Genomic DNA, 15488 nt, shown 5'->3' with positions numbered 1-15488 from the left:
TTGCGGTGATGTTGGATGTGCTCGCGATAGCGGTGGTGCAGATGCCTAGAAGCTCGACCTGCCCTTTGTTCTTGCTTTGGGGCTCTAAGTGAACAGCATTGTGCCCCCACAGGGATCTTTTTTGGCGCGCCCTGCCACTCAGGAGCAATGATTGATGCCCCTGGAGAGTGTTCATGGCTTACGAGCGTACCCTTGATTTGAATAGCGACGCGTTTCGCGGCGAGGCTTATCGGCATTATGCGGCGCTGCGCCAGGCGTCCCCGGTGTTCTTCAGCCAGGCCGAAGGGCAGTTGCCGATGTGGTACGTCACCGGTGCCCGGGAAGTCGAGGAGGTGCTGCTGGACAACGAGCGCTTCGCCCGTGACCCGTCGCGGATCGATGCGCAGTTCGCTGCGATGCTCGGTGGTGAGCAATCCATCGCGTTTCTTAACGACCACATGCTCAACCGCGATGGCGACAGTCATCGCCGCTTGCGTCGCCTGGTCAACAAGGCCTTCACGTTGAAGGCGGTGAACGCCCTGCGGCCGCGTATCGAACAGATCGCCGAGACGTTGCTGGAGCCCGTGCGGTCGAGCGGGCAAATGGACGTGGTGAGCCAATATGCATTCCCTTTATCGATCACCGTCATCGCCGAGCTGCTTGGCGTCCCCGCGCACGACCGTGACGATTTTCGTCGCTGGTCCCACATGATCGTCCAGCAGGTGGGGCACGACCTGAGTGAGTTGCGGCATTGCTACAACGAATTCGCGGGCTACATGCTCGCGTTGATCGACCAGCGTCGAGCACAGCCGGGCGATGACCTGGTGTCGGCGCTGGCGCAGGTCGAGGAAGAGGGCAGCATGCTCAGCCAAAGTGAGCTGTGCAGCATGATCGCGCTGCTGATCATCGCCGGGCACGAAACCTCGGCATCGATGATCGGCAATGCGGTGCACATGCTCGTGCAGCATCCGAAGGCGCTGGCGCGATTGCGTGACGAGCCGGCGTTGATGCCTGGCGCGGTCGAGGAGTTTCTGCGCTATGACTCCTCGGTGGAGCGGGCCATGGTCCGCTTCGTTACCCGAGACACCGAACTGGCCGGGCAACGCTTGCTGCGCGGGCAACTGCTGATCGCGGTGGTAGGCTCGGCCAATCGTGACGAAGCGCTGTGTGCAAATCCTGACACGCTCGACATCACCCGCCTGGCCTGCCCGCACATGTCGTTTGGCAAAGGCACGCACTATTGCCTGGGCGCCTCGTTGGCCCGGCAGGAGTTGGAAATTGCACTGAATACACTTCTTCGATGCTGCCCTGGGCTGCAATTGGCGGTCGATCCCGGCGCCGTACGCTGGCGTTATGTGCCCAACTTCAGAGGGCCGGAGGCGTTGCCGGTGCGCTGGTCGGTGGATTGATGAGAACGAGCAAGCTCGCGCTGGGTTCTGTAGGAGCTGGCGAAGCCTGCGATCTTTTGATCTTTTGATCTTTCGCTTGAGATTCAAGTGTCTGGGGAAAGATCGCAGCCTCGTTGCACTCGACAGCTCCTACACAGCTCCTACACAGCTCCTACACAGCTCCTCCAGTGGGAGTCACTGGGCTGTGCAAAAAATGGCATCGGCTCGAATGAGCGCAGGCCCATGCCTGAGAAAGAGGCGGCTCGCCCGACTATCCAGCCGGACGAGCCGTGGACTCACGCCAGGCTGGCCTCCTCGTTTTGCGCTGGCGCTGAAAGGGTGGTGGATGCCGTGTCGCCTGGCGTCAGGTGCAGTCCGTAGAGCACGACGTCCGCACGGTTATCAGCGAACCGGGCAATCCCTGGAAAGCGTCCCCATTGGGTCGCGCCAAGCCCTTGTACGCCGCGTTTACTGGCCTCGTTGTGCTCGATGATCCAGGCCACCAGCGTCTCGAAACCATACTGCCTGGCCAACACCACCGCGGCTTGGCCAAGGCGGATGCCGACACCGCTGCCGATGTGGTCGCCGCGCACGTAGATCGACACTTCGCCGGTCAATCGGCAGGCCTGGGCGCCCCAACAGAAGCGGTTGACGATCAACCAGGCGATGACTTCACCTGCGCGTTCGAGCACGTAGATCGGATCACCCTCGTTGACGAAACAGTCGACGAAAAACGTCATTTCCTTCAGGGAAAACGCTCTGAGCACGGGGGAGCTGGTACCTCCCAGAGCGCTTTCGTTGAAGATATCTGTCATCACCGGCAAGTCGTCGGGGGTGTAGCGGCGCACGCCGCGAGGCAGGTCGGGCCGACTGTTCAAACGATTATTGGTCATGGCCGGGCTTCTCCATAGACGCTTCGTTTGAGTTGTTCACGCGCGCGAAACAACCTTGAGCGCACGGTGCCAATGGGGACACCCAGACGTTCGGCGGCATCGCGGTAGCTGCTCTCGGTGTCCACGGCGGTCCACAGGGTGTCGCGCATGTCCTTGGGCAGCGCGTCCATGGCTATCAGCGTACGGTCCAACAGCCGACGGTTGTCGCACAGTTCACTCAGGTCAATGTCGTCACTGGACTCGTTGAACTCGCTTTCATCGAAAGTGCTCAGCGGTGGCTGCGCGTAGAAGCGGCGGAAATGGTTGCGGATCAGGTTGAGGGCGATACCGCACAACCAAGTGTCCTGCTTTGCCAGCCCTTTGAACTTCTGCTGGTTGCGCCAGGCTTCCAGGTACGTGAGCTGGATGATGTCGTCGGCGTCGTCTTGATTGAGTACACGTTTTTGCACAAACAGACGCAGTTTGCGCGCCTCGCCGAAGCAGATGCCTGGCGCACCTGCGGGTGCCGGGGAGGTTTTCGGGGGGGCCATGAGATTCAGGCTGTTCATCAATAAATCCCTCTGAGTAGGTTCCATAGCGTCGATAAAAAATGTCGACGTTTCCCCTGTCAGCAGGACCTGTGCCAAGCCGGTTTAATGATTTATCTACTTGATAAATAATGGTTTTTGTTTAGTGTTTTTGCTCTATTTGTGCAAGAGCATGCACAACCGTCCCAAACTCCACTGCATGAAATTGCACCGAGCGAACGCTCGGGCAGGAAACCCTCCCTAACTGGTCAGAAAAGGCCACGACCGCGGATGGAACTGAATGCTGGATCGCCGCCACCCACTGAGCGTCCGAAACCACGCTCATGGCCATCATGAAAGTAGAAGCCCCGACAAATGCGCATATTGCCGTCAACCTTGCCCAGGCCGCTTCGGCCGTTGTGGGCATGGGCAGGCCTGTCGAATCGTTTCAGGCCGTGCAGTCCAATTCGATGGAGGAGGTCGGCATGACCTTCAGCCATCATGTGGAGCGCAATACCAAGGCGCTGAGCCAGCGGCGCATCCGCAATGCCCGCAGCGAGGTGGGCCAGATGCGCGTCGAGACGCGCGAGCAGTTGGAGGAGTGGTACGACCAACTTGGCCACCCAGGCAAGCAGAGCCTGGGGGCAATGGCCGCCCAGGCGGGTTTGTTGTTGTGTGGCGAGCCGGTGCTTGAAGAGGTGGTGCAGTCCACGGGTGGTGACCCGGCCCGTACCGACCTGATCCTGCAGCAAGCGTTGCGCGAGGCCGAAGTGCAAGGTCGTCTCGTTGAAGCCCAGCGCGCTCGCGACTACCTGCAGCTATTGCGCGAGCGTTATGGCGCGCAGATCCAGGCGGGCATGAACATCGCCGAGGCCTTGCGCGCTGCGGGCGGCGATCCCGAACTGCGCCAGGCAGTACGGCGGCTCTACTACGACACCGTGGTGCTCAAACAGTCGTTGCCCACCATGATGCAGGCGCTGCTTGGCTTGTTCGGCGAGGCGGCATTCGTGCCGGGGCTGGATATGATGCGCCGGGCACTGGCTGACGACATCGCCGCCCACACACCGTCACGTCCTACCGCGCTATTGCGCACGTTGTTGATCGGCCTGGCCGCCTCGACGCAACTTGGCAGTGTCCTGCACAGCTGCCGCCGTTTGCTCGAACAACTGGCCTACAGTTGCCCGGCCAGCCAGCTCACGGCAGTGCTGTTGCTCCAGCGCATGCTGGGGTTTGTCAGCAGTGGCCTGTCGGCGGCGGAAGTACGGCGCATCGGGCGTGAATTGGGTGGAGAAGAGGAGCGCGACCAACTGGTCTCCCTGAACGGCCTGTACCCCTTGCTCAAGCGTTTGCCGCTGCCCCTCTGGCGGGATAGCAAAAGCCGACAGACCGCGCTGAAGAACCTGTTGGTGCTGCTCGATGAGCGCTCCCGTGGCGAGCCCCGAAGCCAGACCGCCGCCCCGGTGATTGGAGCGCGCTCATGATCGCCCTGTTGAACAAAGTCGCCAATGAAGCGGTGCGACGCATCGAGGTGGTTGCGGCGTTCGTGGTGCTCGGCATCGTGTTCATGCTGATCCTGCCCTTACCGACCTCGGTGGTCGATGCGCTGATCGCGATCAACATCTGTATCTCCTGCCTGCTGATCGTGATCTCGCTGTACCTGCCACGGCCGTTGGCGTTTTCCTCGTTTCCCGCGGTGCTGCTGCTGACCACGCTGTTCCGGCTGGCGTTGTCGGTGGCAACTACCCGATTGATCCTGCTCCAGGGCGACGCCGGTCATATCGTCCAGGCGTTCGGTAATTTCGTGGTCGGAGGCAACCTTGCAGTCGGCTTGGTCATCTTTCTCATTCTGACGGTGGTCAACTTTCTGGTGATCACCAAGGGCTCGGAGCGGGTCGCCGAAGTGGCGGCGCGGTTCACCCTGGATGCGCTGCCGGGCAAGCAGATGTCCATCGACAGCGACCTGCGCGCGAACCTGATCGATGTCAGTGAAGCCCGGCGGCGTCGCGAGGAGTTGAACAAGGAAAGCCAGCTGTTCGGTGCGATGGACGGGGCGATGAAATTCGTCAAGGGCGATGCCATCGCGGGTTTGGTGATCGTGGTGATCAACCTCATCGGTGGCTTTACGGTCGGCATGATGCAGCACGACATGGGCGCGTCTGAATCGATGCATTTGTATGCCGTGTTGACCATCGGTGACGGTCTGATCGCGCAGATTCCGGCACTGCTGATTTCCCTCACCGCGGGCATGATCATCACCCGGGTGTCGCCGGAAGGGCAGCCGGCGGGCAGTAGCGTCGGCAAGGAAATCGCCCAGCAGTTGACCGCCGAACCCAAGGCCTGGGTGATCGCTTCGGTGGGCATGCTCGGCTTCGCGGCCTTGCCCGGCATGCCCACGCTGGTGTTCATCGTCATCGCCTTGATCACCGGCACCGCCGGCATCGTTCAGCTCTACTCGCGCGCCCGGCAGGCACGCCAGGGTGACCAGCCAGCGGAGGTCGTGGCCCCTGCACAGAACGGCGCTGAAGACCTGCGCAGCTTCGACCCGACCCGTGCCTTTCTTTTGCAGTTTTCCAAAGCCATGGAAGGTAACGCTGCCGCCGAGGAAGTCATCCAGGCGATCCGCAAGAAGCGTAACGCGCTGGTGGCCGGCTTTGGCCTGACCTTGCCGCCTTTTGAGATCGAATACAGCGCGTTGCTGGAGGACGACGAGTTCCGCTTCTGCGTGCACGAGGTGCCGATGTTGCGGGCCACTTTCGGAGAGCGCGTGGCGGTGGCGCGCGGGCCGCTGCCGTTGGAACCGCGCGACGGGCAGGTCGGCAGCGAGGTGCGTGACGAGCAGCAGTGGCTCTGGCTGACGCCCGACGATCCGCTGCTGGCGGACGAACGCGTGGAGGCGGTGTCGGCCGCCGAGTTGCTGGTGGAGCGGATGAGCCGCGCGATGTTTGCCACGGGCCCGCAATTCTTGGGGCTTCAGGAGAGCAAGTCGATTCTCAGTTGGCTTGAAGCGGGCCAGCCAGAACTGGTGCAGGAGCTGCAGCGGACCATGCCCCTGGCCCGTTTCGCCGCCGTGCTCCAGCGCCTGGCCGGCGAAGGTGTGCCGCTGCGCGCGGTGCGGCTGATCGCCGAGTCCTTGATCGAACATGGGCAGCACGAGCGTGACGTCGGTGCGCTGACCGACTACGCGCGCATCGCCCTGAAGTCGCAGATCTATCACCAGTACCGCGACGAAGACGGCCTGCACGTGTGGCTGTTGACGCCGGAAACCGAAGGCCTGTTGCGCGATGCGCTGCGCCAGACCCAGACGGAAACCTTTTTTGCCCTGGAAAGCCTGCATACCCGCGCCTTGGTGATGCAGTTGCGCGAAGGTTTCCCGTTGCGCGCCAAGCGCGTGGCCGTGCTGTTGGTGGCGCAAGACCTGCGGGCACCGCTGCGCGATTTGTTGCGCGATGAATTCAATCACGTGCCCGTGCTCGCCTTCAGCGAGTTGCACAGCAACGCCCAGGTCACCGTGCTGGGGCGCTTTGACCTCGAGCAGGAAAAACTACGGATGGAGGATGCTGCGTGACGGGCTTGTCTTGGCACGCCAGCAGCGGTGCCTCCACGTAACGATGCAAATCCAGGTGCGTTCGATGGCCTGGCTGTGACAGAGGACGGGGGCCGCCGGTGCCCCGTCGTACAACCGGGTCGTGGGCGAGCATCTGTCGCCCCTTGAGGAATTGACCATGTTCGAACTGCGAGTCTTGAGTGGTCTGCACCGAGGTGCGGCGTTGCCGCTGATTGGCGAGCAATGGGTGGTCGGGGCGGCGGAGGAGGCCGACCTGGCGCTTTACGATCCGGGCATCTGTGGGCGTCACGTGGGCCTGCGGCAGGTGCAGGGTCAGTGGCTGCTGGAACGGCTGGAGGGCACGGTTTGCGATGGACAAGGCCAGCCTTGGGCTGCGGCCGAGCCCTTGCAGAGCAATGCCCCGTTTGCCGTGGCAGGCGTTTGGCTATGCTTGGCCCCGGCTGATCAACCCTGGCCCGAAGAGGCGGCACTGGATGATGCCGCGCATCTGGCGTCGGACCGGGAAACCCCGAAACCCGCCATGCGGCCGTCCTGGCCCAAGCGCCTGGCCATTGCCGCTGCGGTGATCACCGTTGCCTCCAGCGCCTGGGCCTTTACCAGCCAACCGGCGCAGCCCGTGGCGCGCAGCCCGGCCCAGCAGCTCAAGCAGACGAAGGTGGCCTTGGACAATGTCGAGGCGGTCCGCCTGGAGCTTGATCGCATGTTGCAGGAACGTGATCTGGGCGCCGGTGTGCGGGTCGAGAGCCAGGGCGACCGGCTGGTCCTGGTGGGCGAGTTGCCGCGCCAACGCCTGGCGATGGTCGAACGGTTGATCGAGCGCTTCCACGACCGCTACGAAACGCCGATCGGGATCACCGCCAACGTCAACGAACGGCTGACGAAGCTGCCGTTTCAGATCGCCCAGATCGTGGGCGGTAAGCATGGCCACGTGGTCACCGCCGATGGACGTCGGTTGTTCCTGGGCGACCAGATCGATGGCCTGCGCTTGACCGCCATCGACAGCGGCAAAGTCACCTTCGAGGGCGACCAACGCTACGAGGTCACTTGGTGATGACGCAGGCGGCCATCGCGCGACTGGAGGCCTGGGAGGCCGGGCAATTGGCGTACTTGCGTCGCTTCGCGCCGGTCATGGTGCGCGGACGGGTGCAGCGGGTCAGTGGCATCTTGCTGCAGTGCCGACTGCCGGGGGCGCAGATCGGCGACCTCTGCCGGGTCGAGCGCGACGCCCGCGAGCCGCTGCTCGCCGAGATTGTCGGCTTCGACCAGCACGATGCCCTGCTCAGTGCCCTGGGCGGCCTGGAGGGGATCCGGGTCGGTGCGGCGGTGGAGCCGCTGGGCATGCCGCATCGGGTGTGCGTGGGACCGGAGCTGCTGGGTCAGGTGCTGGATGGCTTCGGCCGGCCCCTGTTGGACGGCGGGACGGGGGCGTTCGCCGGCCCGCATGTGCTGCACGCCTCGGAGGTGATTGGCGAGGCGCCTGCACCCACCGCACGACCGCGTATCCAACGGCCCTTGATGACCGGCGTACGGGCCATCGACGGCCCGCTGACGCTCGGTGAAGGCCAGCGTGTGGGGCTGTTCGCCGGCGCCGGTTGCGGTAAGACCACGTTGCTGGCGGAGATTGCCCGGAACGTTGACTGCGATGTCATCGTGTTCGGCCTGATCGGCGAGCGTGGGCGCGAACTGCGCGAATTCCTCGACCATGAGCTGGATGATGAACTGCGGGCCCGTGCGGTGCTGGTGTGCGCCACCTCCGACCGCTCCAGCATGGAACGCGCCCGTGCGGCGTTCACCGCGACGGCACTGGCCGAGGGTTTTCGTGCCCGGGGCCAACGCGTGCTGTTGCTCATCGATTCGCTGACCCGCTTCGCCCGGGCCCAGCGTGAGATCGGCCTGGCCGCCGGCGAGCCGTTGGGGCGCGGCGGCCTGCCTCCGTCGGTCTACGGCTTGCTGCCGCGCCTGGTCGAGCGGGCCGGCCTGACCAACGAGGGCGCTATCACCGCGTTTTATACGGTGCTCATCGAGCAGGACTCCATGAACGATCCCGTGGCGGATGAAGTGCGTTCGCTGCTCGACGGTCACATCGTGCTGTCACGCAAGCTCGCGGAGCGCGGCCACTACCCGGCAATCGATGTGCTGGCCAGCCTGTCGCGAACCTTGGCCAACGTGGCCGAGGCGGAGCACCTGCGGGCGGGCATCAATCTGCGTCGATTGCTGTCGGCCTATGAGCAAATCGAACTGATGTTGCGCCTGGGCGAATACCAGGCCGGCGCCGACCCCTTGACCGACCTGGCGGTGGAGTCGCGTGGCGCCCTGGACGCCTTTCTGCGCCAGGACCTGCGTGAGCCGGAGCCGTTTGCGTCCACGCTCGCTCACCTGCAGCAGTTGACCGCCTATGTCCCGGGTTGATCTGGACGCCCTGGCGCCGATACGCCGCCACCGCGAAGCGCAAGCCGAGCGGGCGTGGCGCCAGCAGCGCGAGCTTTTGCGTGAGCGCGAAGCCGCGGTTGCCGCCGCGCGGGCGCAGATGCAGGCGACTCGTGAGCAGCAGGCGGTGCAGCGCGAGGCGTTGTACGGCGAGCACCGTGGCCGGGCCTTGAGCGTGTGCGAACTGAATGCCTGGAGTACCCAGGAACGTCGTTTGATCGGCGAGCTGGCCGAGCAAGCGCGGGCAGTGCAGGCACTGGACGACGAACAGGCGCAACAGGCACAGCACACCGCTGCTGCCCAGCAGCGGCTACAAGGGCGCCGGCGAGATCTGGAAAAGCTCAGCGCAATGATGGAGTACCTGGTGGAGACCCCCAGCGATGAATGAACGCAGCGTGCGCGGTGGGCCGACATCGCACAGCAACCCCTCGGCGGCCCCCCTTCGGCAACCGCCTCGAGCGTATGAGCAACCGCCTGCCCAGGTGAGCCGGGCAAGTCGTCCGGCGGCACGTGAGTCCGCCCCTGCCACCGGGCGCGACCCGGACATGACGGCAGGAAGCAGTGACGGTTACTGGTTCCGCCAGTGGGTCGATGCGCCACGGGGCGGCGCGCAGGATGACAGCGCCGGCACCGGTTCGCTGTCGGGCCTGGTGAATCTTTCGAGCGGCGAAGAGGAGGCGTTTGTCGACCAGCTCACGCCACGGTTGCGCGCCACGCTCGACCAGCAATTGGACCTGCTGCTGCATCTTCCCAACCTGGGCCGCATCAAGGTATCCGCCCGGCGGCTAGGCGGGGCGTGCGGGTGGGACATCGGCCTGAGCAGCGAAAGTGCAGACGTACAGACGCGGCTGTCGGGTCGATCCGGCCGTCTCGAAGAGGCGCTGACCCAAAGCCTGGGCCAGCCGGTGAGCGTGCGCGTAGCGCGGGAAGAGGAGGTTAGCGCGACATGACCGTCCATGCATTGGTGCTGCCGACTGTGGGCAGCGAGGACGCCAGCGCCCGGCGACTATTGGGAGTTGGCGTCCGGTTGCCCTTCGAGGTGGCGGGCGAGACGGGGCTGCTGGAACTGACCCCGGGCGGCGTTGCGGCTGGGAGCACACGGTGTGTGCTGGCATGTGCCCATGGCGTCTTTACCCTGGACGAGCCCGGCGCGGTGCTCAGCCTGTTCGGTGAATGCCCGGTGGTCCTGCCTGCCGAACCCGGACCGGATGACGCGTGGTTCTGGTCACTGTTCCAGCAAACCCTGAGCGAGCCCCTGCACCAGGCATTCGGTTTTATCAAACCAGCGGTCGGACCCGCGGTGCAGGGCATTGCTTGCCGGCTCGACGTGAGGGTGGGCGCGGCCCGCGTCACGAGTCATCTGGAAATGACCGGTGCGACCCTGCTGGGGCTGCTTCGCGCTACGCCTTGGCAGCGGCGAACCGCGCCAGGGATCGCGGGCTTTGCGCTGCATGTTCCGTTGGAACTGGGACACCTGGCGCTGGCCGCCGGGCAGTTGGCGAGGTTGCGCCCCGGTGATGTGTTGGTGCCGCAAACCGCTCTGTTCGATTCATCCGGCCAAGGGCTGATTCGCCTGGGCCGGCATTGTTTGCAGGTGCGGGTACACAGTCGTGCCGCGCCGTTGCGCCTGACCTTGCTCGCTCTGGAGGAGACCGTTATGAGCACCACCGCCGACACCGACATCCTGACGCCGGACTGGGACGATAGCACCGGCTACGAACCTGACGCCCAAGCCGCCGAGGCGGCCGAGCACCCGGAGTCGGCCTATGCCGCCGCTGAAACCGAGGAGGTGCCAATGACGGAGCCGGTCGCTGCCGATCTCCCCGAGCGCTTCGACGACCTGCCGCTGACGCTGACGATACGCTGCGGTCATTTGAGCCTGACCTTGGGCGAGCTGCGCAATCTGGCGCCCGGCGCGGTGCTGCAAGTGCAAGGCGTGACACCGGGGACAGCGGCGCTGTTCTATGGCGAACGGGCCCTGGCCCATGGCGAGCTGGTCGAGGTCGATGGCCGGTTGGGCCTGCAAATCGCTCACGTGGATGTGGCTGGATGAGCTTCCAGGGGGTCGACCCCTTTCTGTTGGCGCTGTTCATCGGCGGGATTTCCTTGGTCCCCCTGCTGCTGATCATCTGCAGCGCCTTTCTCAAGATAACCATCGTGTTGACCATCACCCGTAACGCCATCGGCGTGCAGCAGGTGCCACCCAATATGGCGCTGTATGCCATTGCCCTGGCCGCGACGCTGTTCATCATGGCGCCGGTGGGCCACAACATCGCCGAAGAGCTGAAAGAACGGCCGCTGGACTTCAGCAACACTGAGGCGTTGCAAGGTTCTGCGCTAAACGCGATAAAACCGTTGCAGGCCTTCATGTCGCGCAATACCAACCCGGATATCCTCGCCCACCTGCTGGAAAACACCCAGCGGATGTGGCCCAAGGAGCGCGCCGAACAGGCCAGCCGCGACGACCTGATGCTGCTCATCCCGGCCTTCATGCTGTCGGAGCTCGAGGCCGGTTTCCAGATGGGATTTTTGATTTATATCCCGTTCATTGTCATCGACCTGATCGTGTCCAACCTGCTGCTGGCACTCGGCATGCAGATGGTCGCGCCCATGACCATTTCGTTGCCGCTCAAGCTGCTGATTTTTGTCCTCGTGCAGGGCTGGACGCAATTGCTCGACAGCCTCTTCTATTCCTATCTTTGAGGATGTGCGATGGACGCGCTGACGTTGTTTAAGGAAGGCATGTTGCTGGTGGTCCTGCTCTCCGCGCCGCCTTTGATCGTGGCGGTGATCGTCGGTGTGCTGACCTCCCTGGTGCAGGCCTTGATGCAGATCCAGGACCAGACCTTGCCCTTCGGCATCAAGTTGGTGGCGGTCGGGCTGACCTTGCTGGTCACGGGCCGCTGGATCGGCGTGGAATTGCTGGGACTGCTGCGTCGGGCATTCGAAATGATGGCCAACACCTGATGACGGCCCAGGCTTTTGTCCCGTATTTCGACTTGCTGCTGTCGATCGCGCTCGGCATGGCGCGCATTTACCCGGTCGCCTACCTGGTCCCGGTGTTTTGCTTCCAGCACCTGCGAGGCTTGCCGCGCCATGCCGTGGTGTTTGCCCTGGGCATGTTGCCGGCGCCCGGTATTCGCCAGGCGCTGATTGATGCCCAGGTCAATTGGCTGTCGCTGGCCGGGTTGATGTTCAAGGAGCTGGTGCTGGGCTTCTTGCTCGGGGTGCTGCTGGCGATGCCGTTCTGGTTGTACGAGTCGGTGGGCGCCCTGCTGGACAACCAGCGCGGTGCGCTCATCGGTGGCCAGTTGAACCCGGCCCTCGGCAGCGACACCACGCCCCTGGGCCTCTTGTTCAAGGAGATGACGATCTTGCTGCTGGTCACCACTTTGGGCATTGGCACGTTGACCCAGGTGATCTGGGACAGCTACCTGGTGTGGTCGCCCACCGTTTGGTTTCCATTGCCTGGCGCGGATGGCTTCGGTGTGTTTCTCGGGCTGCTCGGCGAAATGTTCATGCACATGATGCTCTACGCGGCGCCCTTTATCGGCTTGCTGTTGCTGGTGGAGTTCAGCCTGGCGCTGCTCAGCCTGTACAGCCCGCAATTGCAGGTGTTCGTCCTCGCCATGCCGGCCAAGAGCCTGATCGGCCTGGGCTTCCTGCTGTTCTACCTGCCCACGCTGTGGGACGCGATGACCGGCCGTCTCGGCCGCTATGGCGAAATCCGGCATCTGCTGCACCTGTTGTTGCCGTCACCCTGAAGGAGGGCTTCGGGCATGAGCGAAGACAGTGGAGAAAAGACCAAGCGGGCGACGCCGAAGAAGATTCGCGACGCGCGCAACAAAGGCCAGGTCGGCCAAAGCCAGGACTTGAGCAGCCTGCTGGTGCTTGCGGCGATCACCGAAGTGGCATTGACCCAGGCCGACGACAGCATGCAGGCCTTGGGAGACATGGTGACATTCCCGCTGCGTCGGCTGGATGTCGACTTCGTGCGGGCCTTTGAGGAAACCTTGGCCCATGCCGGTGGCGTGTTGCTCAATTTCACCTTGATGACCGTGGGACTGGCGATCGTCACGCGCCTGGTGGCCGGCTGGATACAGTTCGGTTTCCTGTTCGCCCCCGAGGCCCTGCAGCCGGACCCGAACCGCCTGAACCCGATGAACCAGGCCAAGCAGATGTTCTCCGGCCAGGCGCTGATCAACCTGTTCATGGGGCTGGTCAAGGCCGTGTTTATCGGCACCGTGATCTATCTGGTGACCCTGCCGGCACTCGGCTCGTTGATCAATCTGGTCAACGGCGACCTGCACAGCTATTGGCGCGGCTTGGCCAGCCTGTTTCGGCACATCATGCACATTTGCCTGGGCGTATTGCTGGTACTGGCGATTCTCGATTTCGGCCTGCAGAAATATTTCTTCGCCAAGCGCCTGCGCATGAGCGAGGAGGAGGTGCGCAAGGAGTTCAAGGAAATGGAAGGCGACCCCCATGTAAAAATGCATCGCCGCAGCCTGGCCCGGCAGTTGGTCGACCAGCCCGTCAACAAAGAGACCAAGCCGGTGGAAGACGCCGACATGCTGGTGGTCAACCCCACCCACTATGCCGTCGCGCTGTTGTATCGCCCCGAGGAAACGCCGCTGCCGCAGTTGATCGTCAAAGGCGTCGATGCCGAGGCTCGGGCGCTGATCGAGCGTGCGAAGGCGGCGCGGGTTCCGGTCATCCAGTGCGTCTGGCTGGCACGCACGATCTACCGTGAAGACGTCGGCGGTTATATCCCCCGGGAGACGCTCCAGGCGGTTGCGCATATTTATCGGGTGCTGCGCGAACTGGATGACGAGGCCAAGGGCGAGGTGATCGAGATTCCGGAATTGAACCAGCGTTGAGGTCGATGGAACCGATGCACACGCGGCTGCCACTCAGGGAGTGAGCCAGGCTCGTCCGGAGGATCCCGGCCTGCCGACAGTGCCCACCACACAGACATCGACTCGTGGAGGATTCCCATGCCCGAACCCAGACCCCTGACGAGCCCCTTAAGGGGCACAGGTGCCCTGCACGGCACCGACAGCTTATCGCCATCGCGCTCACCCTCGCTGAGCCAACGACCCCGCGAGGCGCAGCAGCGCGAAGGCACTCAAAGCCTGCATGGCCGGGGACGTTCCTCCTCGACACCACCGACGCTGCATCAGCGTGGCCGCACCCGAACGCGGGATACCAACCACGCGGCGGCACCGAATGACACGCAACCGCTGGATGACGCGCAAACGCCCAGCCGCACGCCGGACTCTTTCATGAGCGAGATGGAAACCCGTCAGAAGCAGTTGATGGAAAAGCAGTTCCAGCTGCAGATGGGCATGGAGGAACGCCAGAGCGCCATGTTGCTCGTTAAAAGCTCCGCCGACATGGCCAAGCTGATGAGCGATACGGTGACGGAGGTCACCAAGGGCTTCATGGACAGCGCAAGGAAAGTCATGCAGGAGGGTGGCGAGGCGATGAAGCTTCGATAAAGCGATGAGCCTGCATCAACCTGTGTAGGTGTCGTGTAGGAGCTGTGTAGGAGCTGTCGAGTGCAACGAGGCTGCGATCTTTCCCCAGCCACCTGGATCTCAAGCGAAAGATCAAAAGATCAAAAGATCGCAGGCTTCGCCAGCTCCTACAGAGTCCCGCAGTAGTAATTCCAGGCCACGGGTGCCTATCCCAATCGGGTGCGGCTCATGTGGAGCGAGGTCGGACGAGGGCTGCCCGGCGTTGCGGGCACCGCCAAGCGCGCCCGAACGTCGCCGACCTGGGCGATGAAACCGACGATCCAATGGCAGAACCGCACCTCATCGAGCATCGACAACGGACAATGGGCACACAGGCGAACGCTGCCCTTATCGTCCAGGGCCAACCAGCTGCCGCCGAGCAGATCCAGTCGAAAGTTGAGTTCCAGCAAGCGCTTGTGCAAGCCGGGCGCGTGGGTAGGCACATCGATCGAGCTATGGAGGATGGCGACATCGCCGTGATCGGGCAGCTCGATGATCACGGCTTCGCGGTTGCTCGCGTCATACAGCGCGCACACGCCACCTTCCAACTGCAAGTCCGCGTGCAAATGTTCCGCGAGGGCCGAGATCAAGCGCTGGGCAAGCGGTGCGACGGTCATGGAAAACCTCCCTCGATACAAAAGAGTTCATGAGTCATTGTGGCGAGGGGATTTATCCCCGTTGGGCTGCGTAGCAGCCCTGAAATCCGCCACCGTGTTGTATCAGGTTGATGTGATCAGTTCTTTGGGGCTGCTACGCAGCCCAACGGGGATAAATCCCCTCGCCACAGGTTCACCATGTTCCCGGTCCAAACAGTTCGTTGTGTTTCGCTCAATACGTGGCCGAGTAATCGTCGAGGTCTTCCAGGCCCAGCAGCGACAATTGCCGGGACTGGATTTCATCGAGCAGTTCAGTGGATAGCGGCGCGTCGGGCAGCGCCTGCCAGACCACGAGTGCTCGCTGCGGATCGAGAAATACGAACAGCTGTGCGTAGTCGGTCGGCTGGGCGAAACGCCGTTCGAGGGCATGCTGGATCTGGTTTGCGCGCAGCGCCTGGCTTTGTATTTGTAAGGCGAGCCCCACGCTGTGAGGCTCGCGTCGCAGGCAGAACTCAATGCCTGGGGCTATTTCCCAATACGTCGCGATGCCGGCGATGATGTTCTTCTGGAAGGCCTGGCGAGTGCTTACGCTGTGTACTGAAAAAGACATAGCGT

At 63.2% G+C, this 15488-nt stretch carries 17 protein-coding genes; 13 read left to right on the top strand and 4 right to left on the bottom strand.

Features of this window, described 5'->3' with window-relative positions; all coding sequences use genetic code 11:
• The first annotated feature begins 173 nt into the window (after positions 1–173).
• Positions 174–1388, top strand: coding sequence for a cytochrome P450 family protein (locus AD662_RS26880; protein ID WP_053190042.1), 1215 nt, complete (start codon positions 174–176; stop codon positions 1386–1388).
• A 275-nt stretch (positions 1389–1663) separates the two neighbouring features.
• On the opposite strand, the gene AD662_RS26875 is transcribed toward AD662_RS26880, so the two are convergent.
• Together AD662_RS26875 and AD662_RS26870 are read right to left on the bottom strand one after the other, a co-directional pair.
• Entirely contained in the window at positions 1664–2260 is a 597-nt protein-coding gene (locus AD662_RS26875; protein ID WP_053182833.1) for a GNAT family N-acetyltransferase, read from the bottom strand.
• Positions 2257–2808 (bottom strand): RNA polymerase sigma factor, encoded by a 552-nt coding sequence (locus tag AD662_RS26870; RefSeq protein ID WP_018604068.1) that lies wholly within the window; start codon positions 2806–2808, stop codon positions 2257–2259. The genes AD662_RS26875 and AD662_RS26870 overlap by 4 nt, the downstream gene beginning before the upstream one ends.
• Before the next feature lie 302 nt (positions 2809–3110).
• On the opposite strand from AD662_RS26870, the gene AD662_RS26865 reads away from it, so the two are divergent.
• From AD662_RS26865 to AD662_RS29595, 12 genes are all read left to right on the top strand, one after another.
• Positions 3111–4247: a TyeA family type III secretion system gatekeeper subunit gene (locus AD662_RS26865; RefSeq protein WP_018604067.1), complete on the top strand. Its 1137-nt coding sequence runs from the start codon at positions 3111–3113 to the stop codon at positions 4245–4247.
• Positions 4244–6331, top strand: coding sequence for a type III secretion system export apparatus subunit SctV (sctV, locus tag AD662_RS26860; RefSeq protein ID WP_053182830.1), 2088 nt, complete (start codon positions 4244–4246; stop codon positions 6329–6331). The genes AD662_RS26865 and sctV overlap by 4 nt, the downstream gene beginning before the upstream one ends.
• Before the next feature lie 157 nt (positions 6332–6488).
• Positions 6489–7382 carry an FHA domain-containing protein gene (locus AD662_RS26855; RefSeq protein WP_053190041.1) on the top strand — a complete coding sequence of 298 codons (894 nt, stop codon included), beginning with the start codon at positions 6489–6491 and terminating at the stop codon, positions 7380–7382.
• Complete coding sequence (locus tag AD662_RS26850; RefSeq protein ID WP_053190040.1) at positions 7382–8740, top strand: FliI/YscN family ATPase; 1359 nt, start codon at positions 7382–7384, stop codon at positions 8738–8740. Before AD662_RS26855 ends, AD662_RS26850 begins: the two co-directional genes overlap by 1 nt.
• A complete protein-coding gene (locus AD662_RS26845; protein ID WP_053190039.1) occupies positions 8727–9146 on the top strand; it encodes a YscO family type III secretion system apparatus protein in 420 nt (139 codons plus the stop codon). The genes AD662_RS26850 and AD662_RS26845 overlap by 14 nt, the downstream gene beginning before the upstream one ends.
• On the top strand, positions 9139–9708 hold the full coding sequence (locus AD662_RS26840; protein ID WP_235862375.1) for a type III secretion protein: 570 nt from the start codon (positions 9139–9141) through the stop codon (positions 9706–9708). The genes AD662_RS26845 and AD662_RS26840 overlap by 8 nt, the downstream gene beginning before the upstream one ends.
• Entirely contained in the window at positions 9705–10811 is a 1107-nt protein-coding gene (gene sctQ / locus AD662_RS26835) for a type III secretion system cytoplasmic ring protein SctQ (RefSeq protein WP_053190038.1), read from the top strand. The genes AD662_RS26840 and sctQ overlap by 4 nt, the downstream gene beginning before the upstream one ends.
• On the top strand, positions 10808–11461 hold the full coding sequence (gene sctR, locus AD662_RS26830) for a type III secretion system export apparatus subunit SctR (RefSeq protein WP_024618602.1): 654 nt from the start codon (positions 10808–10810) through the stop codon (positions 11459–11461). Before sctQ ends, sctR begins: the two co-directional genes overlap by 4 nt.
• Before the next feature lie 9 nt (positions 11462–11470).
• Complete coding sequence (gene sctS, locus AD662_RS26825; RefSeq protein WP_003206603.1) at positions 11471–11725, top strand: type III secretion system export apparatus subunit SctS; 255 nt, start codon at positions 11471–11473, stop codon at positions 11723–11725.
• The gene (gene sctT, locus AD662_RS26820; protein ID WP_024618601.1) at positions 11725–12522 is read left to right on the top strand and encodes a type III secretion system export apparatus subunit SctT; all 798 of its coding nucleotides are present in this window, start codon (positions 11725–11727) and stop codon (positions 12520–12522) included. The genes sctS and sctT overlap by 1 nt, the downstream gene beginning before the upstream one ends.
• A gap of 15 nt (positions 12523–12537) precedes the next feature.
• Positions 12538–13638: a type III secretion system export apparatus subunit SctU gene (gene sctU / locus AD662_RS26815; protein ID WP_053190037.1), complete on the top strand. Its 1101-nt coding sequence runs from the start codon at positions 12538–12540 to the stop codon at positions 13636–13638.
• Positions 13639–13755: 117 nt separating this feature from the next.
• Positions 13756–14259 carry a type III effector gene (locus AD662_RS29595; protein ID WP_169788916.1) on the top strand — a complete coding sequence of 168 codons (504 nt, stop codon included), beginning with the start codon at positions 13756–13758 and terminating at the stop codon, positions 14257–14259.
• A 185-nt stretch (positions 14260–14444) separates the two neighbouring features.
• Here AD662_RS29595 and AD662_RS26805 read toward each other — a convergent pair whose 3' ends face one another.
• Both AD662_RS26805 and AD662_RS26800 read right to left on the bottom strand, forming a co-directional pair.
• Positions 14445–14894, bottom strand: coding sequence for a type III secretion system chaperone (locus AD662_RS26805; protein WP_053190036.1), 450 nt, complete (start codon positions 14892–14894; stop codon positions 14445–14447).
• 211 nt (positions 14895–15105) lie between these two features.
• On the bottom strand, positions 15106–15483 hold the full coding sequence (locus AD662_RS26800; protein ID WP_014340718.1) for a hypothetical protein: 378 nt from the start codon (positions 15481–15483) through the stop codon (positions 15106–15108).
• Positions 15484–15488: the final 5 nt, after the last annotated feature.

It is taken from the genome of Pseudomonas kilonensis (assembly GCF_001269885.1).
GTDB lineage: Bacteria > Pseudomonadota > Gammaproteobacteria > Pseudomonadales > Pseudomonadaceae > Aquipseudomonas > Aquipseudomonas kilonensis.
This window is presented reverse-complemented; position numbering and strand designations above follow the sequence as displayed.